Annotated in this window: 28 protein-coding genes; all 28 read right to left on the bottom strand. The window is 73.2% G+C overall.

Annotation, left to right across the window (positions count from 1 at the left end):
- Positions 1-83: 83 nt before the first annotated feature.
- Positions 84-1727 carry a methyl-accepting chemotaxis protein gene (locus BKA22_RS11515; RefSeq protein ID WP_146953418.1) on the bottom strand — a complete coding sequence of 548 codons (1644 nt, stop codon included), beginning with the start codon at positions 1725-1727 and terminating at the stop codon, positions 84-86.
- A gap of 235 nt (positions 1728-1962) precedes the next feature.
- Positions 1963-2376: a chemotaxis protein CheW gene (locus BKA22_RS11510; protein ID WP_146953419.1), complete on the bottom strand. Its 414-nt coding sequence runs from the start codon at positions 2374-2376 to the stop codon at positions 1963-1965.
- Positions 2373-4766 carry a chemotaxis protein CheW gene (locus BKA22_RS11505; protein WP_146953420.1) on the bottom strand — a complete coding sequence of 798 codons (2394 nt, stop codon included), beginning with the start codon at positions 4764-4766 and terminating at the stop codon, positions 2373-2375. The genes BKA22_RS11510 and BKA22_RS11505 overlap by 4 nt, the downstream gene beginning before the upstream one ends.
- A gap of 45 nt (positions 4767-4811) precedes the next feature.
- Positions 4812-5102: a carbon storage regulator CsrA gene (csrA, locus tag BKA22_RS11500; RefSeq protein ID WP_146953421.1), complete on the bottom strand. Its 291-nt coding sequence runs from the start codon at positions 5100-5102 to the stop codon at positions 4812-4814.
- Positions 5103-5264: 162 nt separating this feature from the next.
- Complete coding sequence (locus tag BKA22_RS11495) at positions 5265-6569, bottom strand: hypothetical protein (RefSeq protein ID WP_146953422.1); 1305 nt, start codon at positions 6567-6569, stop codon at positions 5265-5267.
- Positions 6547-8613, bottom strand: coding sequence for a flagellar biosynthesis protein FlhA (locus BKA22_RS11490; RefSeq protein WP_223203620.1), 2067 nt, complete (start codon positions 8611-8613; stop codon positions 6547-6549). The genes BKA22_RS11495 and BKA22_RS11490 overlap by 23 nt, the downstream gene beginning before the upstream one ends.
- Positions 8610-9836 carry an EscU/YscU/HrcU family type III secretion system export apparatus switch protein gene (locus tag BKA22_RS11485; protein ID WP_146953423.1) on the bottom strand — a complete coding sequence of 409 codons (1227 nt, stop codon included), beginning with the start codon at positions 9834-9836 and terminating at the stop codon, positions 8610-8612. The genes BKA22_RS11490 and BKA22_RS11485 overlap by 4 nt, the downstream gene beginning before the upstream one ends.
- Positions 9833-10600: a flagellar biosynthetic protein FliR gene (locus BKA22_RS11480; protein ID WP_146953424.1), complete on the bottom strand. Its 768-nt coding sequence runs from the start codon at positions 10598-10600 to the stop codon at positions 9833-9835. The genes BKA22_RS11485 and BKA22_RS11480 overlap by 4 nt, the downstream gene beginning before the upstream one ends.
- 1 nt (position 10601) lies before the next feature.
- Complete coding sequence (gene fliQ, locus BKA22_RS11475; RefSeq protein ID WP_146953425.1) at positions 10602-10874, bottom strand: flagellar biosynthesis protein FliQ; 273 nt, start codon at positions 10872-10874, stop codon at positions 10602-10604.
- 7 nt (positions 10875-10881) lie between these two features.
- Positions 10882-11664: a flagellar type III secretion system pore protein FliP gene (fliP, locus tag BKA22_RS11470; protein WP_503826159.1), complete on the bottom strand. Its 783-nt coding sequence runs from the start codon at positions 11662-11664 to the stop codon at positions 10882-10884.
- Positions 11661-12143, bottom strand: coding sequence for a flagellar biosynthetic protein FliO (locus BKA22_RS11465; RefSeq protein ID WP_146953426.1), 483 nt, complete (start codon positions 12141-12143; stop codon positions 11661-11663). The genes fliP and BKA22_RS11465 overlap by 4 nt, the downstream gene beginning before the upstream one ends.
- Positions 12143-12850 (bottom strand): flagellar motor switch protein FliN, encoded by a 708-nt coding sequence (fliN, locus tag BKA22_RS11460; protein WP_146953427.1) that lies wholly within the window; start codon positions 12848-12850, stop codon positions 12143-12145. Before fliN ends, BKA22_RS11465 begins: the two co-directional genes overlap by 1 nt.
- Entirely contained in the window at positions 12850-13794 is a 945-nt protein-coding gene (locus tag BKA22_RS11455; RefSeq protein ID WP_223203621.1) for a flagellar motor switch protein FliM, read from the bottom strand. Before BKA22_RS11455 ends, fliN begins: the two co-directional genes overlap by 1 nt.
- A gap of 180 nt (positions 13795-13974) precedes the next feature.
- Positions 13975-14505, bottom strand: a complete 531-nt coding sequence (locus BKA22_RS11450; RefSeq protein WP_146953429.1) for a flagellar basal body-associated FliL family protein — start codon at positions 14503-14505, stop codon at positions 13975-13977.
- 2 nt (positions 14506-14507) lie between these two features.
- Positions 14508-15419 carry an OmpA/MotB family protein gene (locus tag BKA22_RS11445; protein WP_146953430.1) on the bottom strand — a complete coding sequence of 304 codons (912 nt, stop codon included), beginning with the start codon at positions 15417-15419 and terminating at the stop codon, positions 14508-14510.
- A complete protein-coding gene (locus tag BKA22_RS11440) occupies positions 15416-16189 on the bottom strand; it encodes a motility protein A (protein ID WP_146953431.1) in 774 nt (257 codons plus the stop codon). Before BKA22_RS11440 ends, BKA22_RS11445 begins: the two co-directional genes overlap by 4 nt.
- Entirely contained in the window at positions 16189-16485 is a 297-nt protein-coding gene (locus BKA22_RS11435) for a flagellar FlbD family protein (protein WP_146953432.1), read from the bottom strand. The genes BKA22_RS11440 and BKA22_RS11435 overlap by 1 nt, the downstream gene beginning before the upstream one ends.
- A gap of 129 nt (positions 16486-16614) precedes the next feature.
- Positions 16615-17220 (bottom strand): M15 family metallopeptidase, encoded by a 606-nt coding sequence (locus BKA22_RS11430; RefSeq protein ID WP_146953433.1) that lies wholly within the window; start codon positions 17218-17220, stop codon positions 16615-16617.
- Positions 17221-17241: 21 nt separating this feature from the next.
- Positions 17242-18420: a flagellar hook protein FlgE gene (locus BKA22_RS11425; RefSeq protein WP_146953434.1), complete on the bottom strand. Its 1179-nt coding sequence runs from the start codon at positions 18418-18420 to the stop codon at positions 17242-17244.
- Between the two features lie 27 nt (positions 18421-18447).
- Positions 18448-18888, bottom strand: coding sequence for a flagellar hook capping FlgD N-terminal domain-containing protein (locus BKA22_RS11420; RefSeq protein WP_146953435.1), 441 nt, complete (start codon positions 18886-18888; stop codon positions 18448-18450).
- A gap of 14 nt (positions 18889-18902) precedes the next feature.
- Entirely contained in the window at positions 18903-20297 is a 1395-nt protein-coding gene (locus BKA22_RS11415; RefSeq protein WP_146953436.1) for a flagellar hook-length control protein FliK, read from the bottom strand.
- Positions 20298-20418: 121 nt separating this feature from the next.
- The gene (gene fliJ / locus BKA22_RS11410) at positions 20419-20871 is read right to left on the bottom strand and encodes a flagellar export protein FliJ (protein WP_146953437.1); all 453 of its coding nucleotides are present in this window, start codon (positions 20869-20871) and stop codon (positions 20419-20421) included.
- A complete protein-coding gene (locus BKA22_RS11405) occupies positions 20868-22220 on the bottom strand; it encodes a FliI/YscN family ATPase (RefSeq protein WP_146953681.1) in 1353 nt (450 codons plus the stop codon). The genes fliJ and BKA22_RS11405 overlap by 4 nt, the downstream gene beginning before the upstream one ends.
- Before the next feature lie 2 nt (positions 22221-22222).
- Complete coding sequence (locus tag BKA22_RS11400; protein WP_146953438.1) at positions 22223-23071, bottom strand: FliH/SctL family protein; 849 nt, start codon at positions 23069-23071, stop codon at positions 22223-22225.
- The gene (gene fliG, locus BKA22_RS11395; protein WP_146953439.1) at positions 23064-24068 is read right to left on the bottom strand and encodes a flagellar motor switch protein FliG; all 1005 of its coding nucleotides are present in this window, start codon (positions 24066-24068) and stop codon (positions 23064-23066) included. Before fliG ends, BKA22_RS11400 begins: the two co-directional genes overlap by 8 nt.
- Positions 24065-25648 (bottom strand): flagellar basal-body MS-ring/collar protein FliF, encoded by a 1584-nt coding sequence (gene fliF, locus BKA22_RS11390; RefSeq protein ID WP_146953440.1) that lies wholly within the window; start codon positions 25646-25648, stop codon positions 24065-24067. Before fliF ends, fliG begins: the two co-directional genes overlap by 4 nt.
- A complete protein-coding gene (gene fliE, locus BKA22_RS11385; protein ID WP_146953441.1) occupies positions 25648-25983 on the bottom strand; it encodes a flagellar hook-basal body complex protein FliE in 336 nt (111 codons plus the stop codon). Before fliE ends, fliF begins: the two co-directional genes overlap by 1 nt.
- The gene (flgC, locus tag BKA22_RS11380) at positions 25983-26381 is read right to left on the bottom strand and encodes a flagellar basal body rod protein FlgC (RefSeq protein ID WP_146953442.1); all 399 of its coding nucleotides are present in this window, start codon (positions 26379-26381) and stop codon (positions 25983-25985) included. Before flgC ends, fliE begins: the two co-directional genes overlap by 1 nt.
- Between the last annotated feature and the right edge of the window lies 1 nt (position 26382).

The following is a 26382-nucleotide window of genomic DNA, read 5'->3' as shown; positions in this document are numbered from 1 at the left end:
GGGACGCCGACGGGGCCGGCCTCCGGTCTCCCGGCTGCCGGCCCCGTCGGGACCGTCCTGGCGCGTGCTGCGCGAGGTCTGGGTCAGAAGGTGAAGGCGTCCACCCGGTTGCGCAGGTCCGAGGCCATCTGCGCGAGCTCGGAGACCGAGCCGCCCATCTGGCCGAGCACCTGGGACGAGGTGTGCGCGGCGGAGGCGACGCCGGTGATGTTCACCGCGATCTCCCCCGACCCCGTGGCCGCCTCGGCCACGCCGCGCGACATCTCGTTCGTGGTGGCCGTCTGCTCCTCGACCGCCGAGGCGATCGTCAGCTGGTAGTCGTTGATCGAGGCGATGATCGTGGAGATCTCCTCGATCGCGGCGACGGCACCCGTGGTGTCGGCCTGGATGGCCTCGACCCGGCGGGCGATGTCCTCGGTGGCCTTGGCGGTCTCCGAGGCCAGGTCCTTGACCTCACCGGCGACGACCGCGAAGCCCTTGCCGGCCTCACCGGCCCTGGCGGCCTCGATCGTGGCGTTCAGCGCGAGCAGGTTCGTCTGCTCCGCGATGGACGTGATGACCTTGACCACGTTGCCGATCTCCTGGCTGGACGTGCCCAGACGAGCGACCTGGTCGTTGGCCGAGGCGGCCACGGTCGTGGCGGCACCGGCCACCTTGGCGGCCTCGGTCGCGTTCTGCGCGATCTCGCGGATGGAAGCACCCATCTCCTCGGCGCCGGCCGCGACGGCCTGCACGTTGCGGCTGACCTGCTCGGCCGCAGCAGCGACCACACCGGCCTGCGCCGAGGTCTCCTCGGACCCGGCCGACACCTGCGAGGAGGCCGCCGACAGCTCCTCAGCGGCGGCTGCCACCGAGGAGGCGGTCTCGACGACGCCCGACAGCGTGGCCCGCAGCGAGTGCTGCGCGCTGCTCAGCGAGGCGGCCATCTGGCCGAGCTCGTCGTTCGAGTAGACCGCGGCGTCCACCGTCAGGTCGCCGCCCGCCATGGCGGTCAGCGCCTTCTGCACCTGGTCGGTGGCCCGGCGGATCTGCCGGGCGATGGCCCAGCCGACCAGCGCGAGCAGCACCCCGGAGGCCACCAGGACCGACACGACGACCGTGATCGCGCGGCGCGCGTCGGCCTGGGCGGAGGCGCCGACGCCGTCCACGTAGTTGTCGATGTCCGCGGCCGTCGCGTCGAGCGCGTCGACGTACGTGTCCTTGAGCGGCTCGGTGACCTCGGAGAGGACCCGCTCGTACTCCTCGGTGTCGTTCGCCAGGCCGGCCGGGACCAGCTGGGCGTCACGCGCCTCGCGCCAGGCCTGGTAGGCGGGGACGAAGTCGGCCCAGGGCGCGACGATCGTGCCGCCGGCCTCCTCGAAGGCCGCGATCGCGGCGTCGACCTCGGCGTCGTTCTCCGCCTGCGCGGCGACCCACTCGTCCGTGGCCTCCTGCGAGCGGACCGCGGCGATCTGGGCCACGATCATCCGACCCTTGAGCTGGCCCTGGTGCACGGTCTGCAGGGGGGCCTGCATGTTCGTCACGATGTCCGCGATCTGCGCCGTGTCCGCGGCGACCCCGCGCAGCTGCACGAGCGTGAAGGTGCCGACCCCTGCGGACAGCACCACGGCGAGCGCCATGAGGGACAGGATCTTGGTACGCACACCGCGGTCGCTGAACCAGGCCATACCCGATCGGCGTGGACCCCGCAGCGACGGCGCCGCGGCGCCGACCGTCGTGGACGACATGGTTTCTCCTCCCAGCGAGGCCCCGATGACCCCGACACACGTCCGATCGGCCGTCCGGGTGACCTCGTGAGCGTGACCCACCGGTAACACCCGGGTGAAAGGTCGCCATCTGGGCCCAACTACCCGGGTGAGAAGGGCGGACGCCACGAGGCCCGCACCCCCGGGGGAAGGGGTACGGGCCTCGTGGTCGAGCACGTCCGTCCGCCACCGTCGTGGCGGGCCGGTCGTCGATGGGTCAGGCCGCGGCGGCCTGGTCCACGTCGAGGATCAGCAGCAGACCCTCCTGGCGCTTGTGCGCACCGAGGACCAGCGAGCGCATGCCCGACGCGAGCGTCTCGGGCGGCGCCTCGAAGGTCTCCGGACCGACGTCGACGACGTCGCCGATCTCGTCGACGAGCAGGCTCACCGGCTCACCGGCGACCTGGACGACGACCATCATCGGCTCGGCGTCGGCGCGCTTGGCCAGACCCAGCCGCGTGCGCAGGTCGACGGTGAGGACGACCTGCCCGCGCAGGTTGACCAGGCCGGCCACCGTCTCGGGCGACAGCGGGACCCGGGTCCGGGTGTGCGAGCGCAGGGCCTCCTGCACGCGCAGCACGTCGATCCCGTAGAGGCTGCCGTCCAGCGTGAACGTCACGTACTGGCTCATCGGTTCGCTCCCACCAGGTCGGAGTGGGCGACCAGACCGTCGTCGACGGCCGGGTCGTCGTAGAACGCGGCGTCCGCCGCGAGGATCGCGGTGCGCACGTCGAGCAGCTCGGTGACCCGGTCACCGAGGACCGTCGAGCCGACCAGGCCCGAGTCCTCGATGTCGGAGTGCCGCCCTGCGTCGTCGTCGACGATGTCGACGATCTCGTGCACGACCATGCCGACGCTGCGCCCGCCGCGGCTGTAGACCACGACCAGCAGCTCGTCGGACTGCTCGGAGCCGTACGCGCCGAGGATCCGGTCGAGGCGGGCCAGCGGCAGGATCGTGCCGCGGTACTGCACGACCTCCCGACCACCGACGAGCTCGACCTGCGTGGCCTCGACGTGCTCGAGGCGGGCCACCGACGCCAGCGGCATCGCGACCCGACGGCCACCGCCGATCCCGACGACCAGCACCTGCTCGACCTCGCTCGCGCGGGCCTGCTCCTGCACCCGCGACTGGTCACGGGCCAGCCCGTCGATCTCGCCGACCATCGCCCGGCGGGCCAGGGCCTGCACGTCGAGGATCAGCGCGACCCGGCCGTCACCGAGCACCGTGGCACCGGCGTACGCCCCGATGGACTTCAACCGGGCAGACAGCGGCTTGACGACGATCTCCTCGGTGTTCAGGACCCGGTCGACCAGCAGGCCGAAGCGCTGGTGGTCGGCCTGCACGACCGCGATCACGGCCGCCTGGTCGGGCACGGTGCCGTCGGCGGCCCCGTCGACCTGCAGCACGGACGCGAGCGAGACCAGCGGGAGCAGCTCGCCGCGCAGCCGGTAGACCGGTGCGGCGTGCACGTACTCGATGCCCGAACCGGCGCGCTGCCCCTGCCCGTCGAGCGCGACGAGCTCGAGCAGGTTGACCTGCGGCACGGCGTACATGTCGCCCGAGCACTCCACCGTGAGCGCCGGCATGATCGCCAACGTCAGGGGGATGCGCAGCCGCCAGACCGTGCCGACCCCGACGACCGACTCGACGTCGACGTTGCCGCCGATGCCCTCGATCTTCGTGCGGACGACGTCCATGCCGACACCGCGGCCGGACACGTTCGTGACCGCCTCCGCCGTGGAGAAGCCCGGCAGGAAGAGCAGCTGGAGCAGCTCGGCCTGGCTGGCCACGGCGAGCTGCTCGGCGGTCCGCAGACCACGCTGCAGCGCCTTGGCCGCGACCTTCTCGGTGTCGATGCCCCGACCGTCGTCGGCGACCTCCACGACGACCTGACCACCGGCGTGGTAGGCGCGCAGGCTGAGCAGACCCTTGCCGGGCTTGCCGGCAGCGATGCGCTCGGACGCCGGCTCGATGCCGTGGTCGACCGCGTTGCGCACCAGGTGCGTCAGCGGGTCCTTCACGGCCTCGAGCAGCCCACGGTCGAGCTCGGTGTCACCACCGGTCATCTCCAGCTGCACCTCGCGGTGGCAGGCGGCGGCGAGGTCGCGCACGATGCGCGGCATCTTCGACCAGACGTGCTCGATGGGCTGCATGCGCGTCTTCATGACGCCCTCCTGCAGCTCACCGGCGATGAGGTTGAGGCGCTGGGCCGAACGGGCCAGGTCCACGTCCTCGGTGCCCGTGGCCAGTCGGCTGATCTGGTTGCGGGCCAGGACCAGCTCGCCGACCTGACGCATGAGCGCGTCGAGCAGGTCGACGTCGACCCGGATCGAGGTGTCGGTGGCACCGCGCAGGGTGCCGACCTCGTCGACCGGAGCCTGCTCGACGACCGGCGGACGGCCCTGGGCCGGCACGACCGGCGCCGCAGCGGCGGGCGGGGCGACGGGCACGGCAGGTGCGACAGGCACAGCGGATGCGACGGGAGCAGGCGCCACCTCGGCGACCGGCTCGGCGACGGGCGCCTCCACCACGGGGGCCGCCTCGGCGACCACGGGCGCTGCAGTCTCAGCGGGCGCTGCAGGCTCGGCGGCAGCGGCGGGTGCGGGCTCCTCGGCGGCGGGCTTGTCGCCCGGCACCTCGGCCCGCACGGCCTCGAGCGCCGCCATGCACGCGTCGACCGACACGGTGCCCTCCGTGCCGTCGACCTCGATGGCACGCAGGATCTCGCGGACGGTGTCCGTCAGGAGCAGCAGCACGTCCGTCGTGCGCTGGTCCATCTGGCGTCGCCCGTCACGCAGCTCGACGAGCAGGTTCTCCCCGATGTGGGTGACCTTCTCGAGCTTGCCGAACGCGAGGAACCCGGAGGTTCCCTTGATGGTGTGGATCGTCCGGAAGATGCTGCTCAGCAGCGGGCGCGATCCCGGCGACTCCTCGAGTGCGACCAGGTCGCGGTCCAGCTGGTCGAGGTTCTCATAGCTCTCGACCAGGAACTCACGGACGATCTCGTCGACGTCCTCCACGGCTTCCTCCCGACCGCCGTGGACCCTGCGTCCCGGCGAACGACCTCATCGGCCGTCTGGAGGTGTTGCTGAGGGGTCGTCGGGGGTGAGGCCCTTCGCGGGCGGGACCAGCCGGCGCAGCGCGTCGGCGGTCGCAGCCGCCTCGGCCTCGTCGTTCGCGGCCGACTCGGCGTTGGCCGCCTGCACGGCCTCGAGGACCTCGGCCCGGTGCACGCGCACGTCACGGGGGGCGTCGATGCCCAGGCGGACGCCGTCGCCCCGGACCTCGATCACCGTGAGGACGATCCCGTCGCCGATGACGAGCCGTTCCCCGACACGACGGCTGAGCACGAGCATGCCGTGACCTTACCGCCCGGACGCTCGGGAACGGCGCGCGCGCCCGGCGGCGCGGCGCCCCGCGCCCTCGCACGCGGGGATCCCGAGAGGGCGCTCAGCGGGTGCTCAGGCCGCGCTGGGCGGGTCGGGGCGCGGTCGGGGCGGGTCGGGGCGCGGCCGGGCTCAGTCCCAGCCGGCGTCCAGCCCCGTGCCCTCACCCAGCCCGGCGGACAGCACGGAGGCCCAGGCGACACCGGTCGCCGGCACGCCGTCCATCCAGGCGACGGGCACGCCGAGGTCGAGCACCGTGCCGGGTTCCGTGGTGTCGAACAGGCCGCGGACCGCGACGGCGTCGACCGTGCCGGAGGCGCGCTGCGCGGCGACCTCGTCGATCCAGTGCCGCACGTCTGCCGCCTTGGTGCGCGCGTCGACGACCGCCCAGACCGTGTCGCCGCGCAGGCCGCGCAGCAGCGGGGCGGCGGCCCTGCGGTCGGCCGTGGTCGGGCCGACCGCGAGCGCGACGACCCACGGGTGCAGCGCCTCGGCGGCGGTGCGCCGCCACCGGGCGACGGCCTGCGCCGAGGCGAGGGGGACGCCCGGTCGACCCGCGGAGCCGCGCGGACGGGCGTCCGCGGGGACGTCGTCGGGCCGGGTGCCGATGGCTCCGGCCCGGACGACCGCGTCGGGCGTGCAGCGCAGGCGGTCGGCGAGCACGGGGGCCACGGCGTCGACGTCCGCACCGGAGCCGACGACGACGATCACGGTGCCGGGAGCGCGGGAGGGCGCGGGTACGACGGGGACACGTCCGACGACGGCCGCGAGCGTCACGGGGGCCTCGCCGAGCAGGCGCGCGGGGACACCGAGGCCGAGCAGGCCCGTGCGCAGCGCGGCGTCGTCGACCGGCGCGGCGGGCGGCTCAGGGGTCGGATCGTCCTGCGGGTCGGTGACGGGCTCGGCGGCCTCGGAGCCGGCGGTCGGTGCGTCGGCGTGCTCGGGCACCCCGACCAGCCGTGTCGGGCGGGCGGCGGGCGGCACGAGGGGCTCGAACGGCGCGGGCACCTCGATGTCGGCCGGGGCGGGCGTGCCCGCCATCGACCGGACCAGGTCGAGCACCGAGGCGAACTCCGCTCCCCCGGTCGACACGCGCGGTCCGGTGCCGTCGAGCTCGGCGGCACCCGCCTGCGCGGGGACCTCCGTGAGGTCGGCCACGGGGTGCGTGCCGTCCGGCAGCGCGTCGGCAGCGTCGGCGGCCGCGAGGAGCCCGTCGATGCCGGCCGGTGCCCGTCGCCGGGAGGCGTACGGCAGTGCCGGCGGCGTCTCGGGCACGTCGACCGTGAGCTCGTAGCGCTCCTTGGCGAAGAACCCGGCGAACCCTCCGGAGCGGATCCGCTCGGCGCGGACCACCTTGGTGCCCGGGCCGTACTCGTCGCGCACGTGCGCGAGCAGCTCGGTCAGGTCGGAACCCTCAAGCAGCAATCGCGTGGCCACCGTTCACCACCCCCGCGGTCTCCACGGTGACGCCCGTGCCGGTGACCTCACCGTACGCGAGCACCGGCAGCCGCGGCAGGCCGAGGGCGACGAGTCGGCGCAGCGCCGGGCGGATGGCCGGGGCGCAGGCCAGCACGACGGGGCGACCGTCGCTCTCGGCGGCCGCGACGACCTGGCGCAGCTGGCCGAGCACGGAGTCGAGCACGCCAGGGTCCACGAGCAGGTGCGAGCCGCCGTCGCCGGGACGCAGCTGCTCGAGCAGCTGGTGCTCCAGCATCGGCTCGAGCGTGACGACCCGCAGCGCGCCGCCCTGCACGTACGGCTGGGCGAGGGCCGGGCCGAGGGCCGCGCGGGCCGCCTCGACGAGACCCTCGGGATCGGTCGACGTGCGGGCGCGCAGCGACAGCGCCTCGTAGATGCGGGCGAGGTCGCGCACCGGGACCTCCTCGGCGAGCAGTCCCTGCAGCACGCGCTGCACCTCGCCGAGCGTGAGCAGGCTCGGCACGAGCTCCTCGACGACCGAGGGGTTGACCCGCTTGAGCGCCTCGGTGAGCACGCGCACGTCCTCGCGGCCGAGCAGCCGGCCGGCGTTCTGCGTGATGAGCGAGCCGAGGTGCGTGATGAGCACGGACACGCGGTCGACGACCGTGGCCCCGGTCAGCTCGGCGGCGTGCCGCAGCTCGGCGGGCACCCACTTGCCGGGCAGGCCGAACACGGGCTCGGTGACGAGCGTGCCGGGCAGCGAGCCGAGGTCGTCGCCGAGCGCGAGAACACGCCCGCCGGGGGCCTCGCCCCGGCCGACCTCGACGCCGGCGATCCGCACCACGTACGTGGACCGCGGCAGGTCGACGCTGTCGCGCGTGCGCACGGGCGGCACGACGATGCCCAGCTCGAGCGCGATCTTGCGGCGCAGCCCACGCACACGGGCCAGCAGGTCGGCCTCCGGGCCCTGGCCGACCAGGTCGACCAGGTCGGGGGCGAGCAGCACCTCGAGGGTGTGCACGCGCATCTGCTCGATGAGCTGCTCGGGGGTGTCCGCCGGGGTGCCGCCGCTCGCGGTGGGCGAGGTGATCGCGGCAACCTGCGCGGCGGCCTCCTCCTTCGCCTGGGAGGCGCGCACCCGCTGGGCGAGCAGCAGCAACCCGCAGCCGACCAGCAGGAACGGCAGCTTGGGCATGCCGGGCAGCAGCGCGAGCGCGATGGCACCGCCGCCGGCGATGAACAGCGCCTGCTTCGACTGCAGCAGCTGGTTGGCCGCGGCCGACCCCATGTCGCCCTCGGCGGTCGCACGGGTGACGACGATGCCCGTGGACACCGACAGCAGCAGCGCGGGGATCTGCGTGACCAGACCGTCACCGATCGTCATGAGGCTGAACCGCTCGAGCGACTCCTGCGCGGTCAGGCCCATCTGCAGCATGCCGATGACGAAGCCGCCGACGAGGTTGATGACCGTGATGATGATGCCGGCCATCGCGTCGCCCTTGACGAACTTCGACCCACCGTCCATCGCGCCGTAGAAGTCGGCCTCGGCGGCCACGTCGGCGCGGCGCCTGCGGGCGGTGTCCTCGTCGATGAGGCCCGAGTTGAGGTCGGCGTCGATGGCCATCTGCTTGCCGGGCATCGCGTCGAGGGTGAACCGGGCACCGACCTCGGCGACCCGGCCGGCACCGTTGGTGATGACGACGAACTGGATGACGACCAGGATCAGGAAGATCACCAGGCCGATGACGAGCGAGCCGCCCACGACGAAGTGCCCGAACGCGTCGATGACCGCACCGGCGTACCCGTCGCGCAGGACGAGCCGTGTGCTGGCCACGTTCAGGCCCAGCCGGAACAGGGTGAACACCAGGATCAGCGACGGGAAGATCGAGAAGTCGAGCGGTCGCTTGACGTACATGCTGGTCAGCAGGATGACGAGCGAGACCGTGATGTTGACCGCGAGCAGCACGTCGAGCATCTGCGAGGGCAGCGGGACGACGAGCAGCAGCACGATGCCGACGACACCGGCGGGCACAGCCATCTGGGCGATCGGCCGGTTCTTCACGGGCGGTCCTCCGTCGGGGTCAGGTCGGTGGGCACGGCGGTCGTGCGGACGGCCGGCGCACGGCGGGCGGCACGTGCGGCACGGGTGCGCCGCTTGGCCTCGCGTGCGGCGGCACGGTGGTCGGTGGGGGCGCCGGTCGGCAGCGCCGACCCGCCCGGGACGCGGTGCTGGCCGGTGCTCGCCCCGCGCCGGCGCAGGGCCATGACGAAGGCGAGCACGCGGGCGACCGCGGTGAACAGGTACTCGGGGATCTCCTGGCCGACCTCGCACGCGGCGTGCAGGGCGCGGGCCAGCGGGATGTCCTCGACGAGCGGCACGCGGTGCTCGGAGGCCTCGGCGCGGATCCGTGCGGCGAGCGCACCGGCGCCCTTGGCGACGACCTTCGGGGCCCCCGAGCCGGGCTCGTAGCGCAGCGCGACGGCGACGTGCGTGGGGTTGACGAGCACGACGTCGGCCTGCGCGACGGCGGCCATCATGCGATTGCGGCTCATGGCCATCTGCTTGGCCCGGATCGCACCCTTGACCTGCGGGTCGCCCTCGGTCTTCTTGTGCTCCTCCTTGACCTCGAGCAGCGTCATGCGCGTCTGCTTGCGGTTGCGGCGCATGACGACGACGAGGTCGGCGACGGCCAGCAGGACGCCCGCGACGATGCCGAAGCGCAGCAGGCTCGTGGTGCCGCCCGCCGCGGTGTCGACCAGCTGCTGCAGGGGAAGCCGACCGGACACGGTGAGCACCGGGACGAGCCCCTGCACGACCGTGAGCAGCACGAGCGCGACGACACCGGTCTTCAGCAGCGTCTTGGCGCCCTGCCACCAGGACTGCGGGCCGAGCAGGCGCTTGGCGGCCGACGTCGGGTTGAGGTGCTCGACGTGCAGCTTGAGCTTGCGCACGTGGATGCCGCCCTGCGCGGCGGCCACGACGATCGCCGCCACCACCACGGCCACGAACATCGGTGCCAGGGTCGGCACGACCGAGCGCAGCGCGTCGCCGAGCACCGTGGTCACGGACAGCGAGGCCGGGTCGAGCGCGACGTCGCGCACGTGCGCGAGCTGGTCGGTCGCGGCGGCCTTCCCGCGTGAGATGACGCCCGGGATCATGAGCACGGCCACGCCCAGCCCGACCCACGCGGACATGTCCTGCGAGGTCGACAGCCCTCCCTTGCGCCGCAGCTCCTTCATGCGCTGCGGCGTGGCCTTCTGGGTCCTCTCCTGCCCGTCGCTCACGGCAGCACCCCCAGCATCGCGCCGACCGAGCGTCCGGTCATCGTCTCCACGACGTGCGGCAGCGCGAGGTAGGCGAACGAGCCGAACGTGAGGGTCAGCAAGATCTTCAGCGGGAAGCCCATCGCGAACGCGTTGAGCGCGGGGGCCACGCGGGTGAGCAGGCCCAGGCCGACGTCGGCGAGGAACAGCACGACGAGCAGCGGACCGGCGATCTGCAGCGCTGCGACGAACATCGAGGTGGTGCCCTCGACGAGCGTGGAGGCGAGGGCCGACATGTCCATCCCGACACCCAGCGGCAGGGCGTCGAACGTGCGGACCAGCCCGGCCAGCACCAGCTGGTAGGCGTTCGAGGCGAACAGCAGCACCAGCGCGGTCATCTGGTAGAGCCGGGCGAACTGCGCGCCGTTCGTCATGCTCATCGGGTCGAAGGCCTGCCCCATCTGGAACCCGCCGAACATGTCGATGAGCGCACCGGCGGACTGGATCGCGTCGAACACCAGGGCGACGAGGAACCCGAGCCCGGCGCCGATGGCCGCCTGCAGCACGAGCGCGCCGAGGAACACCGGGGTGGTGTCCGAGGGCAGCGGGTCGAGCCGCGGGCCGACCGCGAGCGCCAGGCCGATCGCGAGGACCACCTTGACGGCGCCCGGGATCGCCCGGTGCGCGAACGGGGGGGCGATGACCAGGAACGCCGCCATGCGCACGCCGGCGAGCATGGTCGTCTCCAGCTCCGCCAGGGGCAGCGTGACCGCGACGGGGTCCATCTCAGCCGCCGACCAGCGCCGGGATCCGGGCGAACAGGTCGTTGGTGAACGTCACCAGCTCGGCGATCATCCAGTGCCCGGCGACCATGAGGGCGACCGCGGCCGCGATGGCCTTGGGCACGAACGAGAGCGTGACCTCCTGGATCTGCGTCACGGACTGCACGAGCGAGACGATGAAGCCCACGACCAGTGCGGTGACCAGCACGGGCGCGGCGAGCTTGGCGGCGAGGATCAGCGCGTCCATGCCGATGTCGAGGACGGCGGTGGTGTCCATGCGGTGATCAGCCCCCGCCCGTGTAGGAGCCGACCAGGGACGTGAGCACCAGGCCCCACCCGTCGACGAGGACGAACAGCAGCAGCTTGAACGGCAGCGAGACCATGGTCGGCGGCAGCATCATCATGCCCATCGACATCAGGGACGCCGAGACGACCAGGTCGATCACGAGGAACGGCACGAACACGACGAAGCCCATGATGAACGCGGCCCGCAGCTCGGAGAGCATGAACGCCGGGACCAGCGTCGTGAACGGCACGTCCTGCGCGGTCTCCGGGTTCTCCTGGTCGGCGGCCCGGGTGATGAGCGCCAGGTCCGACTCGCGCGTGTGCTCGAGCATGAAGTCCTGCAACGGGGCCTTGCCGACGTCGACGGCCTGGGAGAACGTCAGGTCACCGGCCAGGTAGGGCTGCACCCCGCTGTCGTTCACGTCCGAGAGCACCGGGCCCATGATGAACAGCGACAGGAAGAGAGCCAGGCCGGCGAGCACCTGGTTGGGCGGCACGCCCTGCAGGCCGAGCGCGTTCCGGGTGATCGTCAGGACGACGAAGATCTTGGTGAAGCTCGTCATCATGATGAGCAACGACGGCGCGACCGACAGCACCGTGATGGCCAGCAGCACGACGATCGAGCTGGACGGCGTGCCGTTGACGCCGTTGAGGCCCACGGTCACCGACTCACCCATCGCGGGGGTCGTCGGCGAGGTCGGGACGGCCGGGTCGGTCGGTGCGAACGGCAGCGCGTGCAGCAGCAGCGTGCCGTGCACGACGGCCGTGGTCAGCAGGCTCACCGGCGCACCGTGCGTTCCTGCATCACGTGCCAGGCCTGGCGCCACGTGGACGGCGCGAGCAGCGAGCCCTGCAGCGGCGACGGGGCGACGACCGCACCCACGGGGACGGTGACCAGGGCACGGGCGTCGTCGGGCACCGAGACCGGCAGCCCGTCGACGGCGTCCTCCGGCGAGGGGTGCGGGGCGGGCACGAGGGTCGCCTGTGCCGCGGGTGCCTCCTCCTCGACCGGGTCGAGCTCGGTGAGCATCGTCACCTGGGTGTCGCCGTAGCCGACCAGGATCCGGCGGGTGCCGACCGCGAGCACGGCGACCCCGTTGTGCCGGCCGATGGTCTGCCGACCGACGAGCCGCACGCTCGGCTCGTGCGACGCGCGACGGGCCTGCGCCTGACCACCCAGACGCCGACCGGCGTACCAGATGATCCCGACGACGCAGACGAGCGCGAGCAGCACGCGCAGCACGAGCAGCGGCCCCTCCATCAGCCGGCCGCCTCCGTGCCGGCGACGATCTCGGTGATCCGCACGCCGTAGTCCTCGTCGACGACGACGACCTCGCCGCGGGCGATCAGCCGACCGTTGACCATGATGTCCGCGGGGCTGCCGGCGGTCCGGTCGAGCTCGAGGATCGCGCCGGGCGTCAGGTCGAGGACCTGACGGACGGGCAGCCGGGTGCGGCCGATCTCGGCGGTGAGCGTCATCTCGACGTCGTAGAGCACCCGCATGCTCGCGCGCTGCGCGGGCACCTGGTTGGTGGTGGGCCGGGTCACCTGCGGGCCGCGCAGCCGCAGCGCGAACCAGGCGAGCGTGACGCCCTCGTGCTGCAGCGCGAACAGCTCGGTGTCCGGGCCGATCACGTCGGCCGTGGTCTCGGTGCGCGCGGTGTCCAGCACGCCCGCGCCGAGCTCGTGCGTGGCGGCCTCGAGGGCCGGGCGCAGGGCCTCCGCCGGGCCGAGCGCCGCACCGGCCGCCTGACCGGCGGCGATCGCGTCGGCCACCGCGTCACCGGCGATGATCGCGACCTCGGCGCTGGGCGAGCCGACGAACGAGGCGACGATCGCGACCGCGTCCGCGGCGGGGCGCTGACCCGCGGCGGGCACCGCGGTCAGCGGCACGGTCGACGGCACGAGGACGGCGGCGGCCTGCGCGGCGCGGCCGGCGAGCTCGGCCGTGGCGACGGTGGTGTTCATCAGTGGATCTCCTCGACGGTGACGACCTGGCAGGCGAGCCGCGACCCGTGGCTGCCGGCGGCGGCGCGGGCGAGCACGACCCCGTCGACCACCACCTCCAGCGGACGGCTCGACGGGTGGGACAGGGGCAGCACGTCGCCGACCTGCAGGTCGACGACGTCGCGGGGGTGGACGGTGATCGGGGTGAACCGGACCGCGACCGGGACGGGGACCTCCTGGACGGCCTTCTCCAGGTCGATCTGCGCGGCGAGCGCGGCGCGGCGGTCCTCCTCGGAGCGACCGTCGCCCCCCTCGGAGGCACGCACCGCGGTCAGCAGCATGTCGGCCGGCAGCATGAACGTCGCGGTGTCCTCGCGCTCGGCGGTGCGCACCGTGAACTGGGCGACGAGCACCGCGTCACCGGCGGGCACGGCCTGCACGAACTGCGGGTTGTACTGCACGGACTTCACCGACACGTCGATCGGGGTGACCGTGGCGAACGCGTAGCCCAGGTCGCCCAGGGTGTGCTGCAGCAGGTCCTTGACCAGGGTGAACTCGATCTCGGTGAGCTCGCGGCCCTCACGGTCGTCGCCGCGGCCGGCACCACCGAACAGGTAGTCGATCCACACCATCGCGGCACCGACCGGCAGCTGCAGGACGGCGGTCTGGCGGGTCTGCTCGACCGTGCACAGCACCATCGCGGTGGGGGTCGGCAGCGTGGAGACGTACTCGTCGTACGGCAGGAGGATCAGCTGGTCGAGCGTGACGTTCGACAGCACCCGCAGCCGGGCGGTCATCTGCGTGCCCCACTGGCGGGCGAAGCGCTCGAAGGCCATCTCGAGCAGGCGCGCGTGCTCGCGGGCGAGCGTCAGCGGTCGCCGGAAGTCGTAGAGCTCGGGCTCGGCGCCCGAACGCTTGCTGCTCGTCGAGCCCCGGCGGGGTCGGGCTGTCTCCTGGACCGTCACAGGCAGCCCATCGGCGGGCGCGCCGAGGTTGTGAGCAACGCGGTGCGAGAACTTCTCTCCGCGGCGTCCCCTCGTGGGACGCCCCAGCGTGCGGAGCGGTGCGGCGCCCTCCATGGCGCCCCGACTCGCCGGTGGGCGACCGGCCTTCGTGCCCTGAGCCCGAGGAGCTTCCTCGACGGGCTACTGCGTGACGTAGTTGGTCAGGTAGACGTCCATCACCTTCCCCTCGTAGGCCTCGGAGAGCTCGGTGGCCAGCTCGGCCTTGAGGGCGTCACGCTGCGCGGGGTCGGAGACCTCCGCGACGGTGCGCCCGGAGAACAGCGAGATCGCCAGGTCCAGCGCGACCGACGGGTCGGGCGTCTCCTCGCCCGCGTCGGCGGTGAGCTGCAGGCCCAGGCCGATGCGCAGGTAGTGGCCGTCGGCCAGGTTGATGCTCACCGGTTCGACCGCGAGCACCACACCGGGGACAGGCGCCGGCTCCGCGGCCGGCGTGTCCGTCGCGGACGAGGCCTTGCCGGGACCCATCAGGAAGAACCACGCAGCCCCGACCGCGAGCAGCACGACCACGCCGCCGATGATCAGCAGGAGCTTCTTCTTCGACTTCTCGGCCGGCGGCTCGGGCGTCGGCTCGGGCTTGGACGACCCGCCGCCCCCGCCGATCTTGCCGCCGATCTTCGGGCTGGAGATCACCCGTTGCTCGATGGGTGCCATGGCTACCCCTCCGTCCCGTTCTCGATGCTGGGGATGAGCGCGCGCACCGTGTCGGGCGCGTCGCTGAGGATGACGAGGTCGACGCGGCGGTTCTGGGTCATCGCGGCCTCGTCCGTGCCGGGCACGAGGGGCCGCGCGTCGCCGAAGCCGACCGCCATGATCCGGGTGGCCGGCACGCCGTCGGCCTCGACCAGGTGCCGCAGCACCTGCGTGGCCCGGTCGGACGACAGCTCCCAGTTGGTCGCGTACCGCCCCTGCACCGGCAGGGTGTTCGCGTGGCCCTCGACCGAGATCTGCTCGGTGACCGCCACGAACGTCGGCGCGGCGACGTCGAGCACGCGGCGGGCCGTCTCGGTCAGCTCGGCGCTCTCGGCCGCGAAGAACACGTCGTCGGCGACCAGGCCCATGACCAGGCCGCGGTCGTCGATGCGGAACCGCACCGCGCCGTCGAGCCCGTTCTGGGCCAGCATCGCCGTGATCTGGTCGCGCAACGCCTCCAGGTGGCCGGCCTCGGCCTGCGCGGCGGCGTACGTCTCGGCGTCGACGACCGTCTGGTCCTGCGCCGCCTGCGGGTTCGTGCCCTGCTCACCGAGCCCGAGGTCGCCGTCGACCATGCCGGCCGTGCCCGTCGCCGGATCGGTCTGCGGCTTGATGGACTCCCCGTCGAGCGTGCCGGCGGTGCCGTCGAGGACCGACGGCGACCCCATGTCGGCGAAGCCCGCGGACAGCGACTCGCGCAGCGCGATGTACTTCTCCTGGTCGACCTGGCTGATCGCGAACAGCACGATGAACAGGGCCATGAGCACGGTGATCATGTCGGAGTAGCTGACCAGCCACCGCTCGTGGTTGACGTGCTCCTCCTCGTGGCCGCCGCCCCGGCGCCGACCGCGTCCGCCCCCTGCGTGCCCGCTCATGCGGCCTTCGCCTCCTTGGCCTTCCCGTCGTCGGGCAGCAGGCTGCGCAGCCGCTCACCGACCAGACGCGGGTTCGCTCCGGCCTGCACGGCCAGCAGACCCTCGAGGGTGACCTCCATCTGCGTGCACTCCAGGTCGGAGATGCGCCGGATCCGGGTGCCCAGGGGCAGCCAGACGACGTTCGCCGAGAGGATGCCCCACAGGGTCGCGACGAACGCCGCGGCGATCGAGTGACCCAGCGCCGACGGGTCGGCGAGGTTCTCCAGCACGTGCACGAGCGAGATGACGGTGCCGATGATGCCGATCGTCGGGGCGTAGCCGCCCATGTCGGCGAAGTACTTGGCGTGCACGCGGTCACGCGTGCGCTTGGTCGCGATGCGGTCCTCGAGGATGATCCGCAGGTCCTCGGGGTCGGTCCCGTCGATCGCGGCCTGCAGACCGCTGCGCAGGAACGGGTCGTCGATCGTGCGGGCGGCGTCCTCGAGCGAGAGCAGACCCTCGCGCCGGGCACGGTCGGCCAGCTGCACGACCGTCTCCACGGTCGCGGACGGGTCCGGGGCCTTGCTGCGCAGCGCGCGCGGGACCGCCGCGAACGACTCGAGGATGTCCTTGATCGTGTGCCCGGCGATGCCGACACCGATCGTGCCCACCCACACCAGCAGCAGCGGTGCGGGCAGGAAGATCGACATCGGGTCGGCGCCCTCGAGCAGCAGCGCGCCGAAGATCGCGCCGAAGGCGAGGACGAGGCCGATCAGACCGGCGGGGTCCATCAGCGGCTCCTCGGACGCAGCGGGACGGCCGGTGCCAGCGGCTGGTCGGCGTCGGCCGAGTCGTCCTCACCCTGGAGGAGCTCCAGCCGCGGCTCGGACGTGAGCTCACGGGCCCGGGCGAGGAGCAACGAGCGGTGCTCGTTGATCCGGTCGATCACCTCCTCCATCGACTCCTCGACGATGAACTTGGCCCCGTCGATGAGCGTGAGGATGGTGTCGGGCGCACTGTCGATGCGCTGGACCAGGTCCGGGTTCACCCCGAACTGGCCCCCGTTGAGGCGCGTCACGACGATCACGGCTTGGTCCCGTCCCTGGTCACTGTCCTGCGGCGGCTCGCGCCACCCGGGCCCGTCCGTGGGCCCTTGCACCTTCTCGATCGGCGGCCCGCCCACCGATGTGAGCGGTCGGGCGGTCGAAGGTGCCGGTCAGCCGTGGTACCCCCAGTGCCACGGCTCACGAGGGGTGTCCTCGACGAACCCGTACTCGTCACCGTGCTCCCGCATCCACACCTGGGCCTTGTCGTCGAGCGAGAGGTCGACGGCCATGCCCCAGCCGTGGTCGGACGTGCCCGGCACCGCGGCCAGGCCGCCGTTCTTGTACAGCCCCTTGCGCTCGGCCAGGTCGACCTGCGCGTCGTAGGAGCGGTAGGAGTCGGTGATGCCGACGGTCACGCCGTCGGCAGCCGCGTCGGAGATCAGCTGTGTGAGCTTCTCGGCGGCCGGCGCCCACAGGCGGTGCCCGGTCGTGCCGACCTGCGCGAGCGCCGACGCGGGGATCTGACCGTTGCCGTACGCGGCGAGCTCGACGGGCACGCCGTCGCCGTTGAGACGGGTCGCGGACCCGCCGGTCACGGCCTGCGCCAGCGCGCTCGCGAACGACGCCGAGCTCGAGGAGGACGTCCCCGACGAGGTCAGTGCCGTACCGGCCGTCGCGCTCGCCGCCGAGGTGGTCGTCGACGCAAGCGTCGACGACCCCTCGACCATCGAACGGATCTCGTACATGCGCTGCGAGATCGCAGCGATCGCATCCATGCCCATCAGTCAGCTGTCACGTCAACGCTTGAGGTTGACGAGCTCCTGCAGCACCTCGTCCGAGGTGGTGATGACCCGGGAGTTCGCCTGGAAACCACGCTGGGCGACGATCAGGTTGGTGAACTCGCTCGACAGGTCGACGTTCGACATCTCGAGCGCACCACCCGCGAGCGTGCCGCGGCCACCCGTGCCCGCCGTGCCGATCTGGGCCTCGCCGGAGTTCACCGACGTGCGGAAGAGCGACCCGCCGGCTTTCTCCAGACCCGCCGGGTTGGTGAACGAACCCATCGCGATGCGCCCGATCGTCTGCTTGAGCCCGTTGGAGAACGAGCCGGTGATCGTGCCGTCCGCACCGAGCGAGAACGACTGCAGCGTGCCCGCGGCCTGGCCGTCCTGCTTGGTGGCCTTGACCGTGTCCAGCCCCGCGAAGCCGGTCAGCTTCGACAGGTCGACGTTCACGCCGCCCAGGGCGAAGGTCGTCGGGCTGGTCAGCAGGCCGTTCGCGGCGAACGTCAGCGCACCCGGGGTGGCGGTGGCCGTGCCGTCGGTGGCGCCCAGGCTCCAGCCGGTCGCGGTCATCGTGAACGTCAGGTCCAGCTCGCGTGCGGTGCCGGTCGCGTCGTACAGGTCGATCGTGCGCTCGATCACGGTGCCGACGGCGGCGTCCGAGGCGAGGTTGCCCTCGTAGTTCGCCGACGTCGTGGCGACGGCCGGCATCACGGTGCCCGCCGGGACCCGCAGGTCGGTGACCGGCCCGTTGGTGTCGACGACACCGTTGACGGCCGCCCAGCCCTGCACGAGCGCGCCGTCGCCCGGCAGCACCATCTGACCGGTGGCGTCGAAGTCGAACGACCCGGCGCGCGTGTAGTACGACTCGGCGCCCTTGCGGACCACGAAGAAGCCGTCGCCCTGGATCATCATGTCGGTGCTGCGGCCGGTCAGCTGCGAGGCACCCTGCGTGAAGCTGGTCGTGATGCCCGCGACGCGCACGCCGAGGCCGACCTGCGCGGGGTTCGTGCCACCCGTGCCGGCCTGCGCGCCGCCGGCGTTCTGCAGCACCTGGCTGAGGGTGTCCTGGAACTGGATCTGCGAGGACTTGAAGCCCGTCGTGTTGACGTTGGCGATGTTGTTGCCGGTCACGTCGAGCATGGTCTGGTGGCTGCGCAGACCGCTGATGCCGGAGAAGAGTGAGCGGAGCATGGTCGTGTCCCTTCGAGGGTGGGTCTGTCAGGCGGAGGTGGTCGAGGAGGCGGGGGTGGTCGTGCCGACCGAGGCCACGGAGTCGAGTGCGATCTCCGTGGTGCCGACCTTGACGGTGGGCACCGCACCCGCGTAGGAGACGGAGCCGACGACCCCGGTCTGGGTAACGCCGTCGGCGTCCGCCCAGGTCACGGTCTGCCCGACGAGGTTGGCCGCGGCCATCCGCATCGAGACCGCGAACTGCTCGCGCGAGGTAGCGGTGAGCTCGACGAGGCTCTGCATCGTCGACATCTGCGTGGTCTGCTGCATGAGCGCCGAGGAGTCCATCGGCTCGCTCGGGTCCTGGTTGCGCAGCTGGGCGATCATCAGCTGGAGGAAGTCGTCCGAGCTGAGGTCGTTGCTGGCGGCCTCGGTGGTCGTGGCGGTCCGCGTGCCGGTCAGGTACGACACGTCGATCTCGGTGCTCACAGGGGTCCTCCTGGTCAGATGACGACGTCGAGCGCGCCGGTCGGCACGGTCACGGGGGCGGTCGGGGACTGCTCGGGACGCGCGGTGCCCGCGGTACGTGCCGCGGACGTGCCGGACCGGTCGGCGCCGGTCCCGCCGCCCGTGCCGGCCTCGCCCTGCGCACCGGTCTGCGTCCCCGTGCGGGCGTCGGTCGACCCGGAGGCCGCGTCACCGCTGCCGAGGTCGACCTGCAGGCCGTGCGCCGCCAGGTCGCGACGCAGGTCGGCGAGCGACTGGCGCAGCGCCTCGCGGGAGGCGTCGGTCGCACCGACGAGCTCGACCCGCACGTGGTCCGCGGTGATGTGCGCGACGACACGGACGGGCCCGAGGTGCTCGGGGTCGATCGGCACGCTCAGCACGTGCTTGCCCTGGCCGAGCGCACCGACGGCGGCCAGCCGCGCACCGAGCTGGTCGGCGAGCGGCACCGGCGTGCTCGGCGTGGGGGTCGGGGTGGTCGAGGCGGTCGGTGCGACCGCGACGGACGGCCGGACGGTGTCGGTCGGTGCCGGCAGCGGGGTGGGTCCGACCGGGAGCGCGGCCGGGCGGTCACCCGCGAGGCCGTCGGTGGCGGGCGTGTCGGAGCCCTTCGCTCCGCTCGCGCCCGTCCCGGCGGTGGCCGGGGTCTCGGCCGTGGCGGAGCCCTGCGTCCCGGTCGTGCCGGTCGTCCCGGCGAGGTCCGTCGAGATCGGGCGGGCCGGGACGGAGGTCGCCTGGGCGTCACCGGCGGCCGGTCCGGCCTGCGCCGGGGTCCCGGTGCCGGCCTGCGGCGCCGCCGTCGGCGTCGTCGGCGAGGTCGCGACGGTCGTCGGGGCGTCCGTCGGCGCGGCCGCAGCGGCCGGCGCGGCAGCGGGGGTCGCGGCGGGCGCGGAGGCCGCACCCACACCCTCGACCGTCGTTCCGTCGGCCGGTGCGGAGGCCGCGGGCGGCTGGGTCGACGCCTGCGTCGCCTGCTGCGTCGAAGCGAGCGCCACGACGAACGAGGCGGGCACGAGCGGGGTCGTCACGGCCACCGTCGGCGCGGGCGCCGTACCGTTCGCACCGGCGGTGGCGTCGGCGGAGGTATCGGCGGCGGCATCCGTTCCGGTGGTCGTGTCGTCCGTCTTGCCGGCGGCGTCGCCGGCGGAGGTGCCGGAGGAGGCTGCGTCCGTCTGCGCACCACGGGACTCGGTACGACGGGACTCCGTACGGCGGGGCTCAGCGCGGCGGTCGTCGGCGCGGTCGTCCCGGACGGCACGGTCCGCCGCACGGTCGGCCAGGTCGGGGCCCATCTCGGTGGCGAGCGTCTGGGCGAAGTCGTCGCCTGTGGACGCCGGGCGCACCGACGACCGGGTCGGGCTCGTGCCGGCGGGGGCCACGGTGAGGGCGGTCATGCGTCCACCTCCGTGCCGGGCCGCTGCGTGGCGTGCCTGCGTGTCATCGTCTCCCCCGGGTCCGTGCCTGGTTCGTGCGGGCTGCGTGCGTGCGTGCTGCGTGCGTGCGGGCTGCGTGCGCTCATGTCGTGTCCTCCCGCTCACCGGGCTTCAGGGCGTCGGCGCCCGTCGAACGGCTGGCGACCTCGTCGAGCACGATCTGCTCGGCGCGGTTCTCCTCGATGCGCACGGTCTCCTCGTGCCGTTCGGCCAGGCGCTCGAGCGCGCGGGTCTCCTTGCGCGCGTGCGACCAGGCCTGCGTGCGCACGTCGACGTCGCCGAGCGCGCGCGTCACGTCGTCCTCGCGCTCCACGAGCAGCGCGCCGAGCGCGATGCGGCTGGCCGTGACGGCCCGCCAGGAGGGCAGGTCGACGCCGTCGGGCATCGCGGCACCGCGCAGCATCGCCTCGGTCTCCAGCGCGCGGGTCTGCGCGTGGTCGTGCCGGCTGTGCGCACCGGCGAGCTCGGCGGCGGCACGGTCCTCGACCATGCCGCGCAGCCGCAGCAGACCCGCGAGCGGGAAGACGCGGCTCATGTCAGGTCTCCCAGCTCGGCGACCAGGGAGCCGAGCCGGCCCCACGCGTCGTCCGCCGTGGAGCGCTCGTCCATGCCCTGCTGCAGGAAGGCGTCGATCGCGCGGCCGTGCGTGACGGCCGCGTCGACGAGCGGGTTCGAGCCGGCGACGTACGCGCCGACGTCGAGCAGGTCCTGCGCCTGACGGCGCGCAGCCATCACCGAGCGCAGCCGACGGGCCGCGTCGCGCTGCTGCGGCGTCGTCACGCGGGACGCCACGCGGCTGATCGAGCCGAGCGCGTCGACGGACGGGAAGTGCCCGGCCACCGCCAGGCGCCGGTCGAGCACGACGTGCCCGTCGAGGATCGAGCGCGCGGCGTCGGCGATCGGCTCGTTGTGGTCGTCGCCGTCGACGAGCACCGTGTACAGGCCGGTGACGGAGCCCGTCGGACCGGTGCCCGCGCGCTCCAGCAGCTGGGCGAGCAGGGCGAACGTGCTCGGCGGGTAGCCGCGCGTGGCCGGCGGCTCGCCGACCGACAGGCCGATCTCACGCTGGGCCATCGCCACACGCGTGAGGGAGTCCATCATCAGCACCGCGTGCGTGCCCTGGTCGCGCAGGTGCTCGGCGATGCGGGTCGCCACGAACGCCGAGCGCAGGCGCACGAGCGGGGGCTGGTCGGACGTCGCGACGACCACGACCGAGCGGGCCAGGCCCTCGGGTCCCAGGTCGTCCTCGAGGAACTCGCGCACCTCACGACCGCGCTCGCCGACGAGCGCGATGACGGACACCTCGGCGTCCGTGCCGCGGGCGATCATCGACAGCAGGCTCGACTTGCCGACGCCGGACCCGGCGAACAGGCCCAGGCGCTGGCCGCGGCCCGCGGTGACCAACGTGTCCAGGACGCGCACGCCCAGGTCGAGCGGCTGGTCGACGCGGGCACGGTCGAGCGGGTGCGGCGCATGCCCGTCGACGGGCACCCACGCCTGCGCGCGCAGCGGGCCCTTGCCGTCGATCGGACGGCCGAGGCCGTCGAGCACCCGACCGAGCAGGCCGGGGCCGACGGGTACGTGCAGCGAGCGGCCGGACGGCTTGACCGCGAGGCCGGCACGCAGCCCACGGGTCGGTCCGAGCGGCATGCAGCGGGCGGCGCCCGCGGTGGTCGCGACGACCTCGGCGAGCACCTGGTCGGGGTGCTCCCCCACGCTCACGAGCTCGCCGACCGCGGCACCGGTGCCGACGACCTCGATGCCGAGGCCGACGACCGCGCGCACCTGCCCGATCACCTCGGGGCGTGCGGCGTCGAGCGCCGCGGCCCACGGGTGGTCCGGCGCCTTGTTCGCCAGCGGTGCCGTCATGGCCAGCGCGCTCATCATCATGACTGCTCCAGCAGCGCGTCGAGCGCGCGCGTGAGCGCCTCGCCGAGGCGTGCGTCGAGCAGGCCGTCGGGGTGCTCGGCCACCGCGTCGCCGTACGCGAGGGACGGGTCGCCCGCCAGCACGACGCCGTCGGCGAGCGTCACCTCGACGTCGGCGGCACGCAGCGCCTCCAGGTCACGGGGGTGCAGCCGCACGGTGACGGCCTCGGGCAGGCGCGGGTTGCCGAGCACGCGGGCGAGCGCGGCACGGCCGGAGCGCTCCGCGTCGGACAGCTCGACCCCGAGCAGCGCCTGGGCGAGCTCGACCGCGGCCAGGTGCAGGCGACGCTCCACCTGGTCGAGCACGGGCTGGGTGCGGGTCTGGGCCGCGGTCGCGGCACGGGCCAGGACCTCGAGCGCCTGCTGGTGCTCGAGGGCCCGTCGGGCCCGGTCCTGCTCGGCGCGGGCCGTGACCTGCTCGGCCTCGGTCGCCGCGACCTTGGCCGCCGCACGCGAGCCGGCGGCGTACCCGGCGGCGAAGCCCTGGGCGCGCGCCCGCTCGTCGACCTGCACGTCGACGGGCGACTGCACGGCGGCGGGACGGAACGGGAGCACACGAGCGAGCGGACGGTCGTCGTCCTGCGCGGTCTCGCGGGCCGTCGCGTCGTCCGTCTCGTGGGCCGTCTCGTGGGCACGGGAGGTGTCCGGGGCCAGCACGCTCACGCCACCGGTGCGCTGCGAGGGCACGCCGCCGAAGCCCGCGTTCCATCCACCGGACCGGTTGCCGGCGGTCCCGCTGCTGCCGGTCCGGCTCGTCGCCCCGACCGTGGCCGGGTTCGCGGGCACGAATCCCTGGTCCTCACGCAACGAACTCGTCCTCGCCCTCGCGCCTGATGACGATCTGGCCGGACTCCTCGAGGCGACGGATCACCTGGACGATGCCGGCGCGCGCGTCCTCGACCTGCGACAGGCGCACCGGGCCGAGCAGGTCGATCTCCTCGATGAGGTTCTCGCGGGCACGCTCGGACAGGTTGCGCAGGATCTTGTCGCGCACCTCCTCGGCGACGCCCTTGAGGGCCACGGACAGCTCGGAGGTCTCGACCTGGCGCAGCACGAGCTGCATCGCGCGGTCCTCGAGCAGCACGATGTCGCCGAAGACGAACATCCGGCTGCGGACCTCCTCGGCCAGGGCCTCGTCGCGGGCGATGAGGCCCTCGAGGATGAGCTTCTCGGTGGTCGGGTCGGCGCGGTTGATGATCTCGACGAGCGGCTGCACACCGCCGACGGCAGCGAGCTCGCGCGGGGCGAGCACGGTGGAGGCCTTGCGCTGCAGGGCCTCGGCGACGACGGTCACGACGTCCGGCGAGGCACGCTCCATGAGCGCGATGCGGTGCGCGACGTCACCCTGCATCTCACCGGGCAGACCCGCGAGGATCGCCGAGGCGTGGTCGGGCCGCAGGTGCGCGAGCACGAGCGCGACGGCCTGCGGGTGCTCACCGTTGAGCAGCGACACGACCTGACGCGCGTCGGCCTGCTGCAGGAACTCGAACGGCTGGCCGGCCATCGAGGTCTGCAGGCGCTCCATGACGCCGGCCGCCTGGTCGACACCGAGGGAGGCCTCGAGCAGGTGCTGGGCCATGCCCGCGCCACCGCCGACGCCCGGACCGAGGACCGAGACGTCGTAGAACTCCTCGAGCACCGCGTCGGCCAGACCCTGGTCCACGCGGTCGAGCCGCATGATCTCGGCCGACAGCTCCTCGATCTCGACGACGTCGAGCTGGGACATCACGCGGGCGGCGTTCTCCTTGCCGAGCTGAAGGAGGAGCATCGCGGCCTTCTGCGAACCGCTCAGCGCGACCATCAGCGACGCCCCTGCCCGGATCCGGCGAGCCAGCCGCGCAGCAGGTCGGCGACCTCACCGGGCTGCTCGGAGGCCAGCGCGCTGATCTCGGCGCGCTTGAGCAGCAGCGGGTCGGACTGGTTCGTCGGCGCGGGCGGCAGCACGGGCAGCTCGTCGCCGTCCTCGAAGCCGAGCAGGTCGGCGACCGGGTCGACCCGCAGCTCGCCGAGGTCGAGCGCCTCGCGGCGGGCCCGGCGCGAGCGGCGGGCGGCGGCGATCGCGACGATGATCACCAGGAGCAGCACGCCACCGGCGATCGCCCCCTGCTTGATGAGGTCCTGCTGCGCGGCCTTCGCGGCTGCGGCGTCGGCGGCGTCGAGCGCCTCCTGCGCGGCGGTGGCGGTGGTCGTGTCGAACGCCATGCGCTGCACGGCGATCGTGTCGCCTCGTGCGGTGTCGATGCCGGCCGCGGCGGCCAGCGTCGTGGTCAGCTCGGCCATGTCGAGCGCTGCTGCGGCGTCCGCGTCCACGACGACCGCGACCGACTGGCGTGCGACACCGCCGGCGGGCTGCGAGATGACCTCGGTCGTCTTGTTGACCGCGTTCTGCAGGTCCTCGGACGTCGAGGTGTAGGTGCCGCTGCCGTCGCCGGTGGACGGCACGGCGATGTTGTCCGGGCCGAGCACGCCCGTGGCGCTGGCGCCCGAGCCGGTGTACTCCTCGGTCGTCTTCGACGACGCCAGCGGGGGCGTGTCGGGCGTCGCGGCGAACTCCTCGACGGTCTTCTGGCTGTCGGCGGTGCTCAGCTGCGCGGTCACGGTCACCGCGGAGCGGCCCACGCCGACGACCGAGTCGAGCAGGCTCTGCACGGCGGCGGTGGTCCGCTGCTCGTAGTCGGAGGCGGTCGAGCCGGACAGGCCCGCGGTGCCCGTGCCCACGGCGGACAGCACCTTGCCGGTCGAGTCGATGACGGCCACGTCGGTCGTCTTCATGCCCTCGATACCCGCCGAGACGAGGTGGACGATCGCCTGCACCTGGTCGGTGGTGAGCTCGACACCGGTCCGCGTGCGGACGAACACCGAGGCCGTCGGGTCGGCCTTCTCGGAGACGAACACGGAGTCCTGGGGCAGCGCGAGCTGCACGGTGGCCGTCTCGACGCCCTCGAGTGCGGAGACCGTCTTGGCGAGCTCGCCCTCCAGCGCGCGCTGGTAGGTGGTCTGCTGCTGGAACTCCGAGGAGGTCATCGGCATGTCGTCGAGCAGCGAGTAGCCGCCGCCGTCGGCGTTGGCGGGCAGACCGGCGGCCGCGAGCTTGATGCGCTCGGAGTACAGCTGGTCGGCGGAGACGAGGACCGTGGAGCCGCCGTCGGCGAGCTCGTAGGCGACACCGTCGGCCTCGAGCTGGTCGACGACCGCGCTGGCGTCCGTGCCGGACAGGCCGCTGAACAGCGGGCTGAGCGTCGGGCGGGACATCCAGCTGCTCAGGGCCACCGCACCCAGGACGAGCACCGCGATGCCGATGAGCGCGAGCGTGCGCTGCGCGAGGGAGAACTGCTTGACGGCGCCCGTGACACGGTCGAGGGCTGCCTGCACCTGGGCGGGCATCAGGCCTGCATCCGCATGATCTCGGTGAACGCGTCGACGGCCTTGTTGCGGACGGCGGCGGTCAGCTCGAGCGCGAGCGAGGCCTCGGACGCGGCGACGGTGTAGTCGTGCACGTCGTCGAGGTCACCGGTGACGGCCTTGACCGCGAGGTCCTGCGCGTTCGACTGCGTGGCCTGCAGCGAGTCCACCGAGGACAGGACGGAGGCGAAGTCCGCGCCGCTGGTCGAACCGGCGGCCGACCCTGCTCCCACGGAGCCCGCGCCGGTCAGCGCCTGCAGGTAGGCGGTCGGGTCGACGCCGCTGACGGAGGACAGGGCGGGGATGGCGATGCTCATCAGGAGCGTCCGATCTGCAGGGCTGCCTGGTAGGTCTCCTTGGCCCGGTCGACCACCGCGGCGTTCGCCTGGTAGCCGCGCTGGGCCATGATCAGCTGGGTCATCTGGCTCGACATGTCGATGTCGGGGTACTTCACGTACCCGTCCTCGTCGGCCAGCGGGTTGCTCGGCTCGTAGACGAGCCGGCCCTCCGCGGAGCCGAGCAGGACCTCCTTGACCTGCACGCCGCCGGTGTCGCCGCTCATCTCCTGGGCGACGACGTAGCGCTGCTGGAAGGCGTCCTCCGAGGTGGAGGTCGCGGTGTTGGCGTTGGCCAGGTTGTCGGAGACCGCGTCGAGCCACTTGCGGTGGACGGTCAGACCGGTGCTCGCGATGCCGATGGCGCCGAAGATCGTCATG

This window comes from Cellulomonas soli, from assembly GCF_013409305.1.
Lineage (GTDB): Bacteria > Actinomycetota > Actinomycetes > Actinomycetales > Cellulomonadaceae > Cellulomonas > Cellulomonas soli.
Note: the sequence above shows the minus strand (reverse complement) of the source record. Positions and strands in the feature narration are given on the sequence as shown.

What these genes read in the sequence shown, in the direction of transcription:
- BKA22_RS11515 (WP_146953418.1), bottom strand. Translation starts at nt 1,727, where the DNA reads ATGTCGTCCACGACGGTCGGCGCCGCGGCGCCGTCGCTGCGGGGTCCA.
- BKA22_RS11510 (WP_146953419.1), bottom strand. Translation starts at nt 2,376, where the DNA reads ATGAGCCAGTACGTGACGTTCACGCTGGACGGCAGCCTCTACGGGATC.
- csrA (WP_146953421.1), bottom strand. Translation starts at nt 5,102, where the DNA reads ATGCTCGTGCTCAGCCGTCGTGTCGGGGAACGGCTCGTCATCGGCGAC.
- BKA22_RS11480 (WP_146953424.1), bottom strand. Translation starts at nt 10,600, where the DNA reads ATGGACCCCGTCGCGGTCACGCTGCCCCTGGCGGAGCTGGAGACGACC.
- fliQ (WP_146953425.1), bottom strand. Translation starts at nt 10,874, where the DNA reads ATGGACACCACCGCCGTCCTCGACATCGGCATGGACGCGCTGATCCTC.
- BKA22_RS11465 (WP_146953426.1), bottom strand. Translation starts at nt 12,143, where the DNA reads ATGGAGGGGCCGCTGCTCGTGCTGCGCGTGCTGCTCGCGCTCGTCTGC.
- fliN (WP_146953427.1), bottom strand. Translation starts at nt 12,850, where the DNA reads ATGAACACCACCGTCGCCACGGCCGAGCTCGCCGGCCGCGCCGCGCAG.
- BKA22_RS11450 (WP_146953429.1), bottom strand. Translation starts at nt 14,505, where the DNA reads ATGGCACCCATCGAGCAACGGGTGATCTCCAGCCCGAAGATCGGCGGC.
- BKA22_RS11445 (WP_146953430.1), bottom strand. Translation starts at nt 15,419, where the DNA reads ATGAGCGGGCACGCAGGGGGCGGACGCGGTCGGCGCCGGGGCGGCGGC.
- BKA22_RS11440 (WP_146953431.1), bottom strand. Translation starts at nt 16,189, where the DNA reads ATGGACCCCGCCGGTCTGATCGGCCTCGTCCTCGCCTTCGGCGCGATC.
- BKA22_RS11430 (WP_146953433.1), bottom strand. Translation starts at nt 17,220, where the DNA reads ATGGATGCGATCGCTGCGATCTCGCAGCGCATGTACGAGATCCGTTCG.
- BKA22_RS11425 (WP_146953434.1), bottom strand. Translation starts at nt 18,420, where the DNA reads ATGCTCCGCTCACTCTTCTCCGGCATCAGCGGTCTGCGCAGCCACCAG.
- BKA22_RS11415 (WP_146953436.1), bottom strand. Translation starts at nt 20,297, where the DNA reads ATGACCGCCCTCACCGTGGCCCCCGCCGGCACGAGCCCGACCCGGTCG.
- fliJ (WP_146953437.1), bottom strand. Translation starts at nt 20,871, where the DNA reads ATGAGCCGCGTCTTCCCGCTCGCGGGTCTGCTGCGGCTGCGCGGCATG.
- BKA22_RS11405 (WP_146953681.1), bottom strand. Translation starts at nt 22,220, where the DNA reads ATGAGCGCGCTGGCCATGACGGCACCGCTGGCGAACAAGGCGCCGGAC.
- fliF (WP_146953440.1), bottom strand. Translation starts at nt 25,648, where the DNA reads ATGCCCGCCCAGGTGCAGGCAGCCCTCGACCGTGTCACGGGCGCCGTC.
- fliE (WP_146953441.1), bottom strand. Translation starts at nt 25,983, where the DNA reads ATGAGCATCGCCATCCCCGCCCTGTCCTCCGTCAGCGGCGTCGACCCG.
- flgC (WP_146953442.1), bottom strand. Translation starts at nt 26,381, where the DNA reads ATGACGATCTTCGGCGCCATCGGCATCGCGAGCACCGGTCTGACCGTC.